We start from the raw sequence: 15,290 nt of genomic DNA, 5'->3' as shown, positions 1-15,290 counted from the left end.
CGGCACCGCAAGGGGCCAATGGGGTATGGGGTAATTGGCAGCCCGACTGATTCTGGTTCAGTTAGTCTAGGTTCGAGTCCTGGTACCCCAGCGCTGCTGGAATTCGCGAGAATTTCCAGACGCTGGATTCTGACGGAGTTCGACTCCGCCCCTCCGGGGGCGGAGGGTGGTCTTCGGTAGAGTGCAGCTCCTCCACCGGTAAGGTGGGGGAGCAAAAGTTGTTCTGGCCCCGTCGTCTAGCGGCCCAGGACGCCGCCCTCTCAAGGCGGTAGCGCCGGTTCGAATCCGGTCGGGGCTACAGCGTGCACAGCCCGTCTCACCTCGTGAGGCGGGCTGTTTCGTGTCCGCCGCCGGGCCCGTTCCGGCCCCCCGCCGGGCCCTCGGGTGACAGCACACCCCGCGCTCGTGCCCGGGTACGGTGCCGCTAGACTACATTCGCACCGCCCGCGAGGGTGGTGAACGGAAAAGTTCTGGCCCCGTCGTCTAGCGGCCCAGGACGCCGCCCTCTCAAGGCGGTAGCGCCGGTTCGAATCCGGTCGGGGCTACAACCAAAGGCTCATCTCGCGACGCGAGATGAGCCTTTCTCGTCCCTCGACCCCGCCCCCGTCCCCCCACCCCAGGCCCGCACCCCTCGTTCCCCGGTTGATCATGAAGTTATTGTCACGACACGCCGAGGTGGGTGGCAATAACTTCATGATCAACGCGGGCACTGGGGGGTTAGAGGCCGGATAGGCGTTGGCCGGCTCTTACTACGGCCATGGCGTGGCGTTCGCCGGGGCGGCGGCCCAGGCGCTCGATCGGGCCGGAGATGCTGACCGAGGCGATGACCCGGCCGGTGCGGTCGCGGATCGGTGCGGAGACGCTCGCCACACCGGCCTCCCGCTCGGCGACGCTCTGCGCCCAGCCGCGTCGGCGTACCTCGGCGAGGGTGCGGCCGGTGAACTTGCTGCGCGGCAGCAGCGGCATCACCGCCTCCGGCGGCTCCCAGGCGAGCAGGATCTGGGCCGCGGAGCCGGCGGTCATCGGCAGCACCGAGCCGACCGGAACGGTGTCCCGTAGGCCGCTGGCGCGTTCCGCCGCCGCCACGCAGATCCGCTCGTCGGCGCGGCGCAGATAGAGCTGCGCGCTCTCGCCGGTGGCGTCGCGCAGCGCGGCCAGCAGCGGCTCGGCGGCGGTCAGCAGAACGTCCGGTGCGGCGTTGGCCAGCTCGCCCAGGCGGGGGCCGGGCCGCCATCTGCCCTGGGTGTCACGCACCAGCATTCGGTGGATCTCCAGGGCCTGGGCCAGGCGATGTGCTGTGGCCCGGGGCAGCTTGGTGCGTTCGACGAGTTCGGCCAGGCTGGCGCCGTCCACGCAGGCGGCCAGGATGACCACCGCCTTGTCGAGAACGCCGACACCGCTCATACTGTGTCCCACAAGCCGAAACTTACCTCCCAGAATTTAGGATGTCCAGATGGTGGGAGTCACTCCTGAGCCGAGGACCCTGGCCGAGAAGGTCTGGGACGCGCACGTCGTACGGTCCGCCGCTGGTGAGCCGGACCTGCTCTTCATCGACCTGCACCTGCTGCACGAGGTGACCAGCCCGCAGGCCTTCGACGGGCTGCGGCTCGCCGGGCGCCGGGTGCGTCGTACCGACCTGACCCTCGCGACCGAGGACCACAACACCCCGACCGGGTACGCCGACCCGGCGTTCCGCCTCCGCCGTGGTGACCTGCTCACCATCGAGGACCCCACGTCGCGTACGCAGATCGAGACGTTGCGCCGCAACTGCGCCGAGTTCGGCGTGCGACTGCACCCGCTCGGCGACGACAACCAGGGCATCGTGCACGTGATCGGCCCGCAGCTCGGTCTCACCCAGCCGGGCCTGACGATCGTCTGTGGCGACTCGCACACCGCCACCCACGGCGCCTTCGGCGCGCTCGCCTTCGGCATCGGCACCAGCGAGGTGGAGCACGTGCTGGCCACCCAGACGCTGCCGCAGAGCCGGCCGAAGACGATGGCCGTGAACGTCACCGGCCAGCTCGCGCCCGGCGTGACCGCCAAGGACCTGGTGCTCGCGCTGATCACGCAGGTCGGCACCGGTGGAGGTCGGGGCCACATCGTCGAGTACCGCGGCGAGGCGATCCGCTCCCTCTCCATGGAGGGGCGGATGACCATCGCCAACATGTCCATCGAGTGGGGTGCCAAGGCCGGCATGATCGCGCCGGACGAGACCACCTTCGCGTACCTCAAGGGTCGACCGAACGCGCCGCAGGGCGCGGACTGGGACGCGGCGGTGGAGTGGTGGCGGACGCTGCCCACCGACGACGGCGCGCGCTTCGACGCCGAGGTGACCCTGGACGCCAGCCAGATCACCCCGTTCGTCACCTGGGGCACCAACCCCGGGCAGGGTGCGCCGCTGAGCGCCCCGGTGCCGGACCCTGAGGAGTTCACCACCGACTCGGAGCGCACTGCCGCCCGCCGGGCCCTGGAGTACATGGACCTTCGCCCCGGCACCCCACTGCGGGAGCTGCCCATCGACGTGGTGTTCGTGGGGTCCTGCACCAACGGTCGCCTGGAGGACCTGCGGGCCGCAGCCGACGTGCTGCGTGGCCACCGGGTCGCCGACGGCGTCCGGATGCTCGTGGTGCCCGGCTCCGCCGCCGTGCGCGAGGCCGCCGAGGCCGAGGGTCTGGACAAGGTCTTCGCCGACGCCGGGGCCGAGTGGCGGTTCGCTGGCTGTTCCATGTGTCTGGGGATGAACCCCGACACGTTGAAGCCGGGCGAGCGCTCCGCCTCCACCTCGAACCGCAACTTCGAGGGCCGTCAGGGCCGGGGCGGACGTACCCACCTGGTCTCCCCGCCGGTGGCCGCCGCCACCGCAGTGGTCGGCCGGCTGGCCGCCCCCGCCGACCTGTAGAAGGGACCGACGAGATGGACAAGTTCACCACCCACACCGGCACCGCCGTGCCGCTGCGCCGGTCCAACGTGGACACCGATCAGATCATCCCCGCCGTGTACCTCAAGCGGGTGACCCGGACCGGCTTCGCCGACGGGCTGTTCAGCGCCTGGCGGGAAGATCCGGCATTCGTGCTGAACGATGAAAACTATTCTGGGGCGTCGATCCTCATCGCCGGCCCGGAGTTCGGCACCGGCTCATCCCGGGAGCATGCCGTCTGGGCGCTACGGGACTGGGGCTTCCGTGCCGTGGTGGCCCCGCGCTTCGGTGACATCTTCCGCGGCAACGCCCTCAAGGAAGGTCTGTTGCCGGTCGAGTTGGAATTGAAAGCCGTCGAAGAGTTGTGGGACCTGGTCGAGGCGGATCCCACCACTACGGTGACTGTCGACCTGACCACCCGCCAGCTCCGGGCGGGGGACGCTAGCTGGTCCTTCCCGCTGGACGACTTCAGCCGTTGGCGGCTTCTGGAAGGCCTCGACGACATTGGACTCACCCTCCGCCACGCCGCCGACATCGACTCCTACGAGGCGCGCCGGCTGCCGTTCCTGCCCTCCGTCGCATAGCCGTTAGGCCGCCCGCACAGCGGATTTCACCCCCATCGGTCCATCCGGTGGGGGTGAATCCGTTACGACACAAGGGCTTTTTTCTACCGAATGTTTGTGTCCCGGCAGCACAGGGCATACCGTGCGCGCAGAATGGCTCGCGACGAGTCAGTTGCACAATCGGGAGGAAGTCGTGAACAAGGCCGAGCTCATCGAGGCGCTCGCCGTTCGCCTGGGGGACCGGAAGATGGCGACGGCCGCGCTCGACGCGGTCCTCACCGAGGTCCAGGCGGCGGTCACCAAGGGCGAGAAGGTGGCGATCACCGGATTCGGAGCATTCGAAAAGCGTGTGCGTGGCGCGCGAACAGCGCGCAACCCGCGTACCGGCGAGGCGGTGAAGGTCAAGAAGACGTCAGTCCCGACCTTCCGCCCCGGCGCCGGGTTCAAGGAGATGGTGGCCAGCGGCAAGGTGCCGAAGGCCACGGTGGCGACGAAGAAGGCCACCACCAGCACCGCCACGGCCAAGGCGGCGGGCACGAAGGCGACCGGCACCAAGGCGGCCACCGCCAAGGCGGCGGGCACCAAGGCGACCACGGCGAAGGCGGCCAGCAAGAAGACCGCCCCGGCCAAGGCGAGCAAGACCGCGACGGCGACCAAGGCGGCCGCCAGCAAGAAGACCGCCCCGGCCAAGGCGAGCAAGACCACCACGGCGACCAAGACGGCCGCCAGCAAGAAGACCACCGCGGCGAAGAAGACCACCGCCGCGACCCGGTCGACCGCGGCGAAGAAGACCACCGCGGCGGCGAGCAAGAGCACGGCGGCCAAGAAGGCGCCGGCGAAGAAGGCTCCGGCCAAGAAGGCGGCCAGCAAGCGCTGACCGACCCGTACCGCGAGGGCGTCCACCAGTGGGTGGGCGCCCTTTCGGCGTACCGGGCCGGCTTCTCGGCGTACGGGGACCGTTGACCCTGTTGGCTCGCTCGCGCAGAATCGCCGTGCCGGCCACCCCTGGGCCGGCCCGTCGACGGGAAATGGGGCGCCGGTGCGCTACCGCCAGCTCACCACCGGCACGCTCGCGCTGGGCGTGCTCCTCCTCATCGACGTGCTGCGGGTCTGGCTGCCCGGCATCATCACCATCTTCGGTCAGGCGGCGTCCACGCCGGCCGAGCTGATGGGGGCGTTCGCCCTCGGCTGGTTCGTGCTCGCGATGGGCGCACCCGCAGTGGTCCGCCGAGTCGGAGCCCGCCCGGTCACTGTCGTCGCCGCCGTCGCGCTCGCCGTCGCCCGGCTCGCGCTCACCGCCGCTCCCGGTGGGCGTACCCAGCTCTGGTTGGCCACCGCCGGGTTGCTCGCCGGGCTGGTCTGGTTGGTCGGCGTCGCCGCCGACACCGATCGCCCGGTCCCGGGGCTGGCGTTGGGGTTCGCTGTCAACGCGGCAGTGCACGCGGTGCTGGACACCGTCGACCTGGTCTGGCGGGGTGACTGGGTGGCCTGGCTGCTCAGCGCCGTCGCGGTGGCGGTGTTCCTGGCCGGCACGGCGCAACCCGGCCAGCGCGGCGGTGCGGCTAACGCCCTCGCTGACGCCCCTGACGGCCTCGCTGACGCCGCTGCCGGCCCCGGTGGTGGCCGGGCCTGGCTGCTGGCCGGGCCGGCGCTGCTGCTGGCCGGGATGGTGGCGCTCTCCCCGGCGCTGGCCCGAACCGGGATGTCGTACCTGGTCGCCGGGGACGGGGTGGCTCGTTCGCCGCTGTTCGGGCTGGCGCCGGTGCCGGTGGCTGTCGCCGGGTTCCTGTGCGCCGCGTTGACCCGGCCGCCCCGTGGGTGGGGCCGGGCGTACGGCCCGGTGGCACTGCTCGGCGGCGCGGTGCTGTTCGCCCTCGACCGGGGTGACCTGCTCCTGCCAGCCATCCTCCTCGCCGCTGTCGGCCTCGGCGCCTGCCTCGCGTTGACCGACGACACCAGCCAGTCGGCCGCCGACACCGCGAGCGCCGGCGCCTCCCGGCGGGGGTACGCGGTCGCCGCCGGGATGCTCGTCTTCGCGCTCGGGGCCGTCGGCTACTACTCGGCCTACGACCTCGGCTACCCCAACGCTGCGGTGCCGGTGGTGGTGGCCGTGCTGATCGCCGCCGTGGCGTTCACCGCCCGCCCCGTCGCCGACCGGCCACCCGGGCCGTTTCCGCCGCTCCGGGCCGCCGCCGCGGTCACCGCGCTGGCCCTGCTGGCACCGGTGCTCGCCGACGAGGTGCCGGTGGCCAGCAACCGGGACGGCCCACCGGAACGGTTGACGGTGGTGGCGTACAACATCCGGATGGGGTTCGGGCTGGACGGCCGGTTCGACCTGGCCGGCCTCGCCGAGGTCGTCGAACGGCAACGGCCCGACGTGGTGCTGCTCAGCGAGGTGGACCGGGCGTGGCTGCTCAACGGCGGGCACGACACCCTGGACCTGCTGGCCGACCGGCTCGCCATGCCGTACGTCTTCGGGCCGGCCGCCGACCCGGTCTGGGGCGACGCGGTGCTCAGTCGTTGGCCGGTACGCGATCCGCGGACCCTGCCGCTGGCCGCCGTCGGCGCGCCCACCGGAGCGCAGGCCCTCGCCGTCACGCTGGACCTCGGCGACGGTGTCCGTACCGCAGTGGTCAGCACCCACCTGCAACCGCCGCCCGGCACGGGCCCGGTGGTCCAGGCCCGCGCGGTCGCCGACTTCGCCACCCGGTACGCGGCCGGTCGGCCGTTGGTGGTGGCGGGTGACCTGAACACCGAGCCGGGCGACGAGGCGTTCGCGGAGTTCACCAAGGCCGGCCTGGTCGACGCGCTGGCCGCCGCCCGACCACTGGCGACCAGCCCGGCGGACGATCCGCGCCAGCAGATCGACCACATCTTCGTCTCGCCCGGCCTGACCCCGAGTGATCCGGTCGCGCCGCGCGGCACCGCCAGCGACCACCTGCCGGTCGCTGTGACAGTGACACTGCCGCCCCGCTGACCAAGCCGGGACCCGCCGAACGTGGGCCCTACAGGCGATCGGCGGCGAGCAGCCGGTCGGCGGCGAAGGCGAGCAGCCAGCCGCCGCCCTTCGGGGTGGTGAAGTCCTCATCGGTGCGGCCGGTCAGCCGCTCCAGGGCGCCCGGCAGGACCTTGCCCTGGCTGCACACCACCGACTGCCCACCGGTGTCGGCCAGCTCCAGCAGTCGGGCTGCGGTGGCCAGGATCTGCTCGTCGCTCTGCTGGCCGGGTTGTGGTTCGTCCAGGTCGCCGCAGACCTCGATCGGCAGGTCGAGCAACGCGGCGGCCGGGTCGAGCGTCTGCACGCACCGTCGTGGCGACGCCGACACCAGTCGGGCCGGTCGGATCAGGGCGATCAGCTCGGCCAGCGTGCTCGCCTGGGCCCACCCCTCGGCGTCCAGGGGCCGCCCGACGTCCGGGCCGGACCAGGTGGCCCGCTTACCGGCGTGCGCGTGCCGGACCAGCGCGACAGTCGCCGTCACCGACGGCAGGGCGGCGAACGCCGCCAACACCTCGGCGTCGTGCGGGTAACTGACCAACCGGATCGCGTCGTCCACGGCGAGCCAGCGGATGTCGTCCACCTCGGTGTCCGGTTGGAAACCGCCGCTGGCCACAGCGAGCATCGACCAGTAGTCGACCAGCTTGGGTTGCCCCTCGCTGCGGTACCGCACCGACGGCAGCCGCACCTGCGGCACGCCCCGCACGTCGGCCTCCTCGGCCACCTCACGGACAGCTGCGGCCAACGCGTGCTCGCCCGGTTCCAACTTGCCCTTCGGTAGTGTCCAGTCGCCGTAACGGGGGCGGTGCACCACGCAGACGCGTACGCCGTCGTCGGTCGGCCGCCAGGCCACCCCGCCCGCCGCCCGGATGCCCGTCACGGCAGCCAACTGGTGCGCCGTCGCCGGGTGGCCCGGTGCCAGGCGGCCGAGAGGAGACCCCTCGTCCGGCGTACCGACTGGCGTTCCCGCTCGGCCAGCCGCCCGGCGGTGACCGCCAGCTCGTGGTCGTCCGGTCGCTCGGCGGCGATCTCCAACCAGGTGTCCGCCGCCACCGCCGCGTCCTGGTGCTCGCCGAGCACGTCCTGCACCCGGGCGAGTGCGCGGGACAGCCGCCGTGCGCCCTTGCCGACCGTCGGGGCCACCGCGTTGACCGCGTACCGGGCCTGCTTGCCCTCCTTGCGGACGGCGTGCCAGCGTTCGTCCGGCGACTGCGCGTCGAGCCCGCCGACGCCGTCCGGCCCGGTCAACCGCCGCCAGGGGCGGGCCACCAGCGCGGGTAGCGCCTGCGCGGCGGGCGCTGCCGCCCGGCGGGTGAACCGGGGCGCGCCGGCGGCCAGCACCAGGGAGTCCACCAGGGCCAGGTAGCGCGCGGAGCGCAGCATCTCGTCGATGGCGGTGAGCGCCTGCCGCTGCCGTTCGGCGAGCACCTCGTCGAGCCGATCCACAGCGCCAGTGTCGAGCGGGCTCAGCGGATCGGCGTCGGCGGTACGGCGTAGCCGCGCGCGCAGCACCTCGGCGTCGCGGGCCGCGCCGAGCACGTCGGCCAACCAGCGCAGCTCGGTGCGTAGTGGGCGGGACCAGGTCTTTCGCAGCAACGGTTTGAAGGTGCGCAGATCACTGCGCAGGCGTCGGCAGGCCACCCGCATCTGATGCACGGCGGTGTCGCCGCCGGCGGCCGGGGCGCGCAACCGGACCAGCGGGTCGTGCGCCAACAGCCGGCGGATCTCCTTGCGTAGCGCCTCGGTCACCACGTCACCGGCGCTCGGCTCGGCGGTCAGCCCGGCCGGCGCGACCAGGTCCGGATCGGCCTGCGCCGTGGCGCCGAGCGCCCGTACGTGCTTCGGCGTGAACGACCCGCCCTGGGCGCCAGCCTCGCGCAGCACCCCGCCGACCCGGTCGAGCAGCTCTCGATCGCCGGCCTTCAGCTCCACCTCCACCTCGCGGAACGTGTCGGTGGTGGTGCCGGCGTCGTCGAGCACTGTCACCCGGTCGTCCACCACCTCGGCGAGCACGGAGCCGGCCCGGTCGCACACCTCGTACGCGTGCCGCACCGTCCGCACCACTGTCACCGGGGCCAGCGGCGCCCCCCGGTGCAGAACGGTGACCAACTCCAGCAACTCCGCGGGCGGCTGCCCCTTCGGCCCGGGACGGGAGATCTCGTGCCGGACGCCCGGCGTCCCGGTCGGTAGTTTCACCGTCCAGGGCAGCTCGTCGCCCTTGCGGTGGCGCAGTGAGGCACCGGCCCGGGCCAGCCGCAGGTCGACAGTGTCGAGGTAGCGGGCGACAAGCGTCACCGGTGGCAGTGCCCGGACCCGACCGCCGGCCGGGGCCGCGCCGGCCAGGTCCGGCAGCACGTAGGCGTCGTCCACCTCGTACTTCTGCTCCTCCTCGACCATCAGCTCAGCCTATGCGCTGCGCGGTCAGCTGGCCGTGCCACCGACGCGGCGCAGCAGCAGTTCCTGCAGATGGGCCCGGGGGGCGTCGTCACCGCCGGTACGCCGGGTCCAGGTCCCGTCGCCGGCCAGCTCGAACGCGTCCACTTCGGGGCTCATCGCGGCGGTCAGCACATGGTCCAACTCGGCGCGGGCGATCGGGTCGCTCACCCGCACCAGCGCCTCCACCCGCCGGTCCAGGTTGCGGTGCATGAGGTCGGCCGAGCCCATCCAGAACTCGGCCTCACCGTTGTTGCCGAACCGGAAGACCCGGGAGTGTTCCAGGAACCGGCCGAGGATCGAGCGGACCCTGATGTTCTCCGACAGCCCCGGCACCCCTGGGCGCAGCGTGCACATGCCCCGGATGAGCAGGTCGACGTGGACGCCGGCCTGGGAGGCGCGGTACAGCGCGTCGGTCACCCCCTCGTCGACCAGGGAGTTGACCTTGAACTGGACCAGGCCGGGCATGCCCAGGCGGACGTGTGAGATCTCCCGCTCGATCCGCTCGATGAGGCCGCTGCGGATGCCCTGCGGGGCGACCAGCAACCGCCGGTACGCGGTCTGCCGGCTGTATCCGGTGAGCACGTTGAACAGGTCGGTGAGGTCGGCGCCGATCTCCGGGTCGGCGGTGAGCATGCCGAAGTCCTCGTATAGTCGGGCCGTCTTCGGGTGGTAGTTGCCGGTGCCGATGTGGCAGTAGCGACGGATCTGGTTGCCCTCCTGCCGGACCACCAGCGCGGTCTTGCAGTGCGTCTTCAAGCCGACCAGGCCGTACACCACGTGGCAGCCGGCGCGTTCCAACGTGCGGGCCCAGCCGATGTTCGCCACCTCGTCGAAGCGGGCCTTCACCTCCACCAGCACCACCACCTGCTTGCCGGCGGCGGCCGCGTCGACGAGCGCGTCGACGATCGGGGAGTCGCCGCTGGTCCGGTAGAGGGTCTGCTTGATGGCCAGCACGTTCGGGTCGGCGGCGGCCTGCTCGATGAAGCGCTGCACGCTGGTGGCGAACGAGTGGTACGGGTGGTGCACCAGGATGTCCCCGTCGCGCAGTGTGGAGAAGACGCTGCGCGGCACCTCACCCTCGGCGAGCCGGGGATGGGTGGCCGGCACGAACGGCGGGTCCTTCAGGTCGGGCCGGTCCGCCTCGCCGTAGACCTGCCACAGCGCGGACAGGTCCAGCAGGCCGGGCACCCGCAGCACGTCCTGGTCGTCCATGTCCAGCTCGCGGACGAGCAGCTCCAACATGTGGTCGGAGATGGACGCGGCGACCTCCAGGCGGACCGGGGGACCGAACCGCCGACGGGCCAGCTCCCGTTCCAGGGCCTGCAGCAGATCCTCGTCGCGGTCCTCGTCGACCTCCACCTCGGCGTTGCGGGTGACCCGGAACAGGTGGCACTCGACCACCTGCATGCCACTGAACAGCTGCCCCAGGTGCACCGAGATCAGGTCCTCCACCGGCAACATCCGGACGCCCGGCTGGTCCCGGTCCACCCGGACGAAGCGGGGGACGTTGTTGGGCACCTTCACCCGGGCGAACAGCTCCGAACCGCCGTCCGGGTCACGAACCGACACCGCCAGGTTCAGCGACCGCCCCGAGATGTACGGGAACGGGTGCGCCGGGTCCACAGCGAGCGGGGTCAGCACCGGGAAGATGTGCTCCCGGAAGTAGGTGCGCAGCCGCTCCCGCTCGCCGTCGCCCAACTCGCCCCAGCGCAGGATGCGGATGCGCTCGTCGGCCAGCTTGGGCAGCACGTCGTCGACGAAGCAGGCGGCGTGCCGGGCGCCCAGCGCGGCGGTCCGCTCGGCGATCAGCTCCAACTGCGTACGCAGGGGCAGCCGGTCCCCGCCGCGCACCGGCAGGCCGGCGGAGAGCCGCCGCTTCAGCCCGGCGATGCGCACCATGTAGAACTCGTCGAGATTGCTGGCGAAGATGGCCAGGAACTTGGCCCGCTCCAGCAGCGGGGTGCGCGGGTCCTCGGCCAGGGTGAGCACCCGGGCGTTGAAGTCGAGCCAGGACAGCTCCCGGTTGAGGAACCGGTCCTCGGGCAGCGGCGGGGCCGTCGGTGGCTCGTCGTCGTCCTCCGCTGCGGCGCCGGTCGGCAGGTCGTCGGGCAGGACCGGGTGGACGTCACCGGCGGCCGGGCCGTCCGCCTCGATGTTCGGGGCGGGGTCGATGACCTCGTCCAGCCCGGAGGAGGCGGCACCAGGATCGTCGGCGAGCGTGTCGGCGCGGGCGGCACTGGCACGTTCGGCACGGGACGGGCGGAAGCGCCCATCGGTGCCGCGCGTACGGGAGCCGTTGCGGAGGTCGGTGGCGGGCGGGTGGGCCGGTTGCTCGCGAGGGGTGCTCACCCGCTCATAATCACCCGATTACGGTAAACGCAAAATGAACTTGGGCTCGCCGGGTCAGATCATCGTCGGCAATGTCACCCGGACAACCTCGCCGTCGGGATCGGTGTCGATGCGGACCCGCTGCCCGAGCCGGAGAAGTCGCAGCCCGGAGGCGTCGAAGGCCCGGGCGGGGAAACGCATCTCGGTGCCGTCGTCGAGCAGCAGGACTCCGCTGCGCGTCGCCGCGTCGTAGCTGGCCACAGTGCCCTGCATGCTGGCACCGTACACCCGGCGGTTGACCCAGTGGCGTGGGCTCAGCCCGCCGGGCGGCTCAGCCTGCGGCGCGGGCGGGGCGACCGGCGGCCATCAGTGCGGCGGTGCGCGGCCCCAGCCCGAGGCGGGCGGCGGCGGCCAGGTCCGCGGCGGTGTCCACGTCCCGGCGCAGGCTGGGCCAGTCGCCGTCGAGCGGCAGCGCACCGCTCGCCGCGTGCGCTACCGCCGAGCCCACCCCGAAACGCGGATCCAGCGGCACATCCGGGCCGGCGGTGAGCAGCACGGTGCCCCCGCCGGGCGCGTCCGGCAGGAACCGGCGTACCCCCTGCCGGCCGTTCTGCGCCGCGAGCAGCGCGCCGGCCAACTCGGCCGGGCGCAGCGCCGGCACATCCGCGGTGATCCCGGCCACCCACCCGGCGGCGGCAGTGGCCGCCCCGTGCCGGAACGCGGCGTTCAGGCCGGCGTCCGGCTCGTCCGGCAGCACCCGCGCGCCGGCGGCCCGTGCCGCCGCCGCCACCCGGGCGTCGTCGGTGACCACCAGGGCCTCGGCGACCGCCGGGCAGGCCAGCACCGCGCGGAGCGTGTCGGCCGCCAGGGCCAGCGCCAACTCCTCATGGGGTACGCCGGGCAGCGCGCCCCGCAGCCGGCTCTTGGCTACGGCCAGCCGCTTCACCGGCACCACCACGGCCCACCTCGGCTGAGTCACGTCCGCAATCCTGCCAGCCGGACGGTGGGCCCCTCGCTGGCCGTACCGGGGGCGAGCAGGCATGATTTCCGCTGCGGGCGTCGCGGGCGGGATGTCGCGGCGGGGTTGGGGCGCGAAAGAGGAGGCACAGTGGCACGGCGGAGGCTGGGGTTCTGGCAACGGTTCGCCGTGTGGCTGGTGAAGCCGGTGATGACCGTCTGGACCCGGCGTACCTGGCGTGGTCAGGAGCATCTCCACGGCGACGGCGGCATGATCATCGTCGCGAACCACATCTCCCACGCCGACCCACTGGTGTCCGCGCACTTCATCTACGACTCCGGGCGCTGGCCGCAGTACCTGGGCAAGGCCAGCGTGTTCCGGGTGCCGGTGGTCGGCTGGATCCTGCACCGGTGCCGGCAGATCCCGGTCGAGCGGGGCAGCGTTGACGCCGTCCGCTCACTGGACGCACTGGTCGCCGCGCTCGACGAGGGCGGCGCCGTCGTGATCTACCCTGAGGGCACCACCACGCGACAGCCGGAGCTCTGGCCGATGAAGGCCAAGACCGGTGCGGCCCGGCTGGCCCTGGCCACCGGCGCCCCGGTCGTACCGGTGGTGATGTGGGGGCCGGAACGGATCTTCGACCCGCGGACGACCCGTGTCAGCCTGCGACCCCGGATCCCGGTGACCGTTGCCGCCGGGGAGCCGATCGACCTGAGCCGATGGGCGGACGCCCAGCCGACCCGGGCCACCCTCGAGGAGATGACGGACACCATCATGTTGCGGCTGCGGGACATGCTCGCCGAGATCCGTGGCGGTACCCCGCCGCCACTGTGGGAGCGACCGGCCCGGTCCTCCGTCGGCCCCGAGCAGCGGGACGACGCGGCATGAGCGAGCGGATCGTCTGGCTCAGTAGCGGTGCCGTTCAGGCCGCCGCGAAGCGAAGCGGAGCGGTGGCATGAGCGGTCACGTCGCGGTTCTCGGTGCCGGTTCCTGGGGCACCGCGTTCGCCAAGATCCTCGCGGACGCGGGGCGGGACGTGACGGTGTGGGCCCGCCGGGCACCGGTCGCCGAGTGCATCCGGACCGAGCGACGCAATCCGGAGTACCTGCCCGGCCTGCTGCTCCCGGCCCGCGTCACCGCCACCGCCGACGCCGCCGAGGCGATCACCGGTGCCGAGGTGGTGGTGTTGGCAGTGCCGTCGCAGACCCTGCGCGGCAACCTCGCCGAATGGGCCGGGCACCTGCACCCGGACTCCACCCTGGTATCGCTGATGAAGGGCATCGAGCTGGGCACCACCAAGCGGATGAGCGAGGTCATCGTGGAGACCGCCGGGGTCGCCGCGGACCGGGTGGTCGTCGTGTCCGGCCCGAACCTGGCCCCGGAGATCGCCGCCGAGCAGCCCGCAGCGACAGTGGTCGCCGGGACGAACAGCGCCCGCGCCACGCTCGTCCAGTCGTCGATCCGGACCCCGTACCTGCGCCCCTACACCAACGACGACGTGATCGGCTGTGAGCTGGGCGGGGCGGTCAAGAACGTGATCGCCCTGTCGTACGGCATCGCCACCGCGATGGGTTTCGGCGACAACACCCGGGCCATGCTGATGACCCGTGGGCTGGCCGAGACGGCCCGACTGGGCGTGGCGCTCGGCGCGGACCCGATCACCTTCGCCGGCCTCGCCGGCATGGGCGACCTGGTCGCGTCCTGCTCGTCCCCGCTGGCCCGCAACCGCACCTTCGGCGAGCATCTGGGCCGGGGCGAGACGCTGGAGCAGGCCCAGACCGCCACCCGACAGACCGCCGAGGGCGTGAAGAGCTGCCTGGCGATCCGCGACCTGGCCCGGGCGCACGGCGTGGAGATGCCGATCACCGAGCACGTCGAGCGGATCTGCCACGAGGGCATGGACCCGCGCCTTGCCGTGGAGACCCTGATGAGCCGCACCGCCAAACCCGAGTCGTACGAGTGAGGAACCCGATGAGCGAGTGGGGAGACGGCACCCGCTGCGTACGTGCCGGCCTGCCCGAGCCGGCGCCGGGGGACCCGTTCCTACCCGGGCCGGTCTTCGCCGCGCCGTACCACCTCGATCCGTTCGAGGGTCAGGGCACGTCACCGAACGGCTACGGTCGCCCCGACAACCCGACCCGCCGGCTGCTGGAGGCGGCGGTCGGCGAGCTGGAGGGCGGTGACTGCCGCGTCTTCGCGACCGGTCAGGCGGCCATCACCGGCCTGCTGCTCAGCCTGCTGCGGCCGGGGGACACAGTGGTGCTCCCCACCGACGGATACTTCCCGGTCCGGGCGTTCGCCACAGGTGTGCTGGAGGCGATCGGCGTCCGGGTGCTGTTCGCGCCGACCGTCGGGCCGTACCCGTCGTTCGAGGGCGTCCGGCTGGTGCTGGTGGAGACGCCCGCCAACCCGGGCCTCGACGTGGTCGACGTGGCGGCCCTGGCCGAGCGGGCGCACGCCGCCGGCGCGCTGCTCGCGGTGGACAACACCACAGCCACCCCGCTCGGACAGCGTCCGTTGGATCTCGGTGCCGACCTGGTTGTCGCCTCCGGGACGAAGGCGCTCACCGGCCACTCCGACCTGCTGCTGGGCTACCTGGCCAGCCGGTCCACCGAGCTGATCGAGGCGGTGACGACCTGGCGTACCACCACCGGGGCGGTTCCGGGCGCGTTCGACGCCTGGCTGGCCCACCGGTCACTGGCCACTCTCGACCTGCGGCTGGCGCGGCAGAGCGCCAACGCCGCCGCTGTCGTGGACCTGCTCGCGGGCCGGTCGGACGTGACCGGCCTGCGGTGGCCGGGGCGGCCGGAGGACCCGGCGTACCCGGTGGCCTCGGCGCAGATGCGCCGGATACCGGGGGTGCTCTCGTTCGACCTGGGCGACGCTGACCGGGTGGGCCGATTCGTCGAGGCCGCCACGCTGGTGGCGGCGGCGACCTCCTTCGGTGGCCTGCACACCACTGCCGACCGGCGGGCGCAGTGGGGCGACGACACCGCTCCCGGCTTCGTCCGGCTCTCCTGCGGCGCTGAGGACACCGCGGACCTGGTGGCCGACATCGCCGCCGCGTTGGATGTGGCGGGATCGGTCTGACGT

General features: G+C 72.6%; 13 protein-coding genes and 3 tRNA genes. 10 read left to right on the top strand and 6 right to left on the bottom strand.

The genetic code is table 11. The features are described 5' to 3' along the window. Window positions 1-19 precede the first annotated feature (19 nt). The 3 genes from NIE111_RS13005 (at window position 20) to NIE111_RS12995 (ending at window position 545) form a co-directional block, all read left to right on the top strand. Window positions 20-91, top strand: a tRNA-Gln gene (locus NIE111_RS13005). Window positions 92-225: 134 nt separating this feature from the next. Next, a tRNA-Glu gene (locus NIE111_RS13000) sits at window positions 226-298 on the top strand. A 174-nt stretch (window positions 299-472) separates the two neighbouring features. After that, a tRNA-Glu gene (locus NIE111_RS12995) sits at window positions 473-545 on the top strand. Between the two features lie 172 nt (window positions 546-717). On the opposite strand, the gene NIE111_RS12990 is transcribed toward NIE111_RS12995, so the two are convergent. Next, window positions 718-1,404 carry an IclR family transcriptional regulator gene (locus tag NIE111_RS12990; protein WP_007456408.1) on the bottom strand — a complete coding sequence of 229 codons (687 nt, stop codon included), beginning with the start codon at window positions 1,402-1,404 and terminating at the stop codon, window positions 718-720. A gap of 49 nt (window positions 1,405-1,453) precedes the next feature. On the opposite strand from NIE111_RS12990, the gene leuC reads away from it, so the two are divergent. From leuC to NIE111_RS12970, 4 genes are all read left to right on the top strand, one after another. Beyond that, a complete protein-coding gene (gene leuC, locus NIE111_RS12985) occupies window positions 1,454-2,899 on the top strand; it encodes a 3-isopropylmalate dehydratase large subunit (RefSeq protein ID WP_238684638.1) in 1,446 nt (481 codons plus the stop codon). A 14-nt stretch (window positions 2,900-2,913) separates the two neighbouring features. Then, complete coding sequence (leuD, locus tag NIE111_RS12980; RefSeq protein ID WP_238684637.1) at window positions 2,914-3,501, top strand: 3-isopropylmalate dehydratase small subunit; 588 nt, start codon at window positions 2,914-2,916, stop codon at window positions 3,499-3,501. A 172-nt stretch (window positions 3,502-3,673) separates the two neighbouring features. After that, window positions 3,674-4,357 (top strand): HU family DNA-binding protein, encoded by a 684-nt coding sequence (locus tag NIE111_RS12975; protein WP_238684636.1) that lies wholly within the window; start codon window positions 3,674-3,676, stop codon window positions 4,355-4,357. A 162-nt stretch (window positions 4,358-4,519) separates the two neighbouring features. After that, window positions 4,520-6,457 (top strand): endonuclease/exonuclease/phosphatase family protein, encoded by a 1,938-nt coding sequence (locus tag NIE111_RS12970; RefSeq protein ID WP_238684635.1) that lies wholly within the window; start codon window positions 4,520-4,522, stop codon window positions 6,455-6,457. Window positions 6,458-6,485: 28 nt separating this feature from the next. Here the strand turns inward: NIE111_RS12970 and NIE111_RS12965 are convergent, their stop codons facing one another. The 5 genes from NIE111_RS12965 to cofC are packed head-to-tail and all read right to left on the bottom strand — an operon-like array spanning window position 6,486 to window position 12,218. Continuing rightward, window positions 6,486-7,364 carry an NUDIX hydrolase gene (locus tag NIE111_RS12965; RefSeq protein WP_238684634.1) on the bottom strand — a complete coding sequence of 293 codons (879 nt, stop codon included), beginning with the start codon at window positions 7,362-7,364 and terminating at the stop codon, window positions 6,486-6,488. Beyond that, entirely contained in the window at window positions 7,352-8,872 is a 1,521-nt protein-coding gene (locus NIE111_RS12960; RefSeq protein WP_238684633.1) for a CYTH and CHAD domain-containing protein, read from the bottom strand. The genes NIE111_RS12965 and NIE111_RS12960 overlap by 13 nt, the downstream gene beginning before the upstream one ends. A gap of 24 nt (window positions 8,873-8,896) precedes the next feature. Beyond that, complete coding sequence (locus NIE111_RS12955; protein WP_238684632.1) at window positions 8,897-11,260, bottom strand: RNA degradosome polyphosphate kinase; 2,364 nt, start codon at window positions 11,258-11,260, stop codon at window positions 8,897-8,899. Window positions 11,261-11,314: 54 nt separating this feature from the next. Further along, window positions 11,315-11,512, bottom strand: a complete 198-nt coding sequence (locus NIE111_RS12950; protein WP_030335323.1) for a cold-shock protein — start codon at window positions 11,510-11,512, stop codon at window positions 11,315-11,317. A gap of 58 nt (window positions 11,513-11,570) precedes the next feature. Continuing rightward, window positions 11,571-12,218, bottom strand: a complete 648-nt coding sequence (gene cofC, locus NIE111_RS12945; RefSeq protein ID WP_238684631.1) for a 2-phospho-L-lactate guanylyltransferase — start codon at window positions 12,216-12,218, stop codon at window positions 11,571-11,573. A gap of 129 nt (window positions 12,219-12,347) precedes the next feature. On the opposite strand from cofC, the gene NIE111_RS12940 reads away from it, so the two are divergent. The 3 genes from NIE111_RS12940 (at window position 12,348) to NIE111_RS12930 (ending at window position 15,287) form a co-directional block, all read left to right on the top strand. Continuing rightward, complete coding sequence (locus tag NIE111_RS12940; RefSeq protein ID WP_238684630.1) at window positions 12,348-13,085, top strand: lysophospholipid acyltransferase family protein; 738 nt, start codon at window positions 12,348-12,350, stop codon at window positions 13,083-13,085. Window positions 13,086-13,152: 67 nt separating this feature from the next. After that, window positions 13,153-14,160: an NAD(P)H-dependent glycerol-3-phosphate dehydrogenase gene (locus NIE111_RS12935; RefSeq protein WP_238684629.1), complete on the top strand. Its 1,008-nt coding sequence runs from the start codon at window positions 13,153-13,155 to the stop codon at window positions 14,158-14,160. Window positions 14,161-14,168: 8 nt separating this feature from the next. Then, window positions 14,169-15,287: a cystathionine gamma-lyase gene (locus NIE111_RS12930; protein ID WP_238684628.1), complete on the top strand. Its 1,119-nt coding sequence runs from the start codon at window positions 14,169-14,171 to the stop codon at window positions 15,285-15,287. Window positions 15,288-15,290: the final 3 nt, after the last annotated feature.

Origin of the sequence: Micromonospora hortensis, from assembly GCF_022230935.1 — a bacterium.
Taxonomy (GTDB): Bacteria; Actinomycetota; Actinomycetes; order Mycobacteriales; family Micromonosporaceae; genus Micromonospora; species Micromonospora hortensis.
This window is presented reverse-complemented; position numbering and strand designations above follow the sequence as displayed.

What these genes read in the sequence shown, in the direction of transcription:
- NIE111_RS12990 (WP_007456408.1), bottom strand. Translation starts at nt 1,404, where the DNA reads ATGAGCGGTGTCGGCGTTCTCGACAAGGCGGTGGTCATCCTGGCCGCC.
- NIE111_RS12935 (WP_238684629.1), top strand. Translation starts at nt 13,153, where the DNA reads ATGAGCGGTCACGTCGCGGTTCTCGGTGCCGGTTCCTGGGGCACCGCG.
- NIE111_RS12960 (WP_238684633.1), bottom strand. Translation starts at nt 8,872, where the DNA reads ATGGTCGAGGAGGAGCAGAAGTACGAGGTGGACGACGCCTACGTGCTG.
- leuC (WP_238684638.1), top strand. Translation starts at nt 1,454, where the DNA reads ATGGTGGGAGTCACTCCTGAGCCGAGGACCCTGGCCGAGAAGGTCTGG.
- NIE111_RS12950 (WP_030335323.1), bottom strand. Translation starts at nt 11,512, where the DNA reads ATGCAGGGCACTGTGGCCAGCTACGACGCGGCGACGCGCAGCGGAGTC.
- leuD (WP_238684637.1), top strand. Translation starts at nt 2,914, where the DNA reads ATGGACAAGTTCACCACCCACACCGGCACCGCCGTGCCGCTGCGCCGG.
- NIE111_RS12930 (WP_238684628.1), top strand. Translation starts at nt 14,169, where the DNA reads ATGAGCGAGTGGGGAGACGGCACCCGCTGCGTACGTGCCGGCCTGCCC.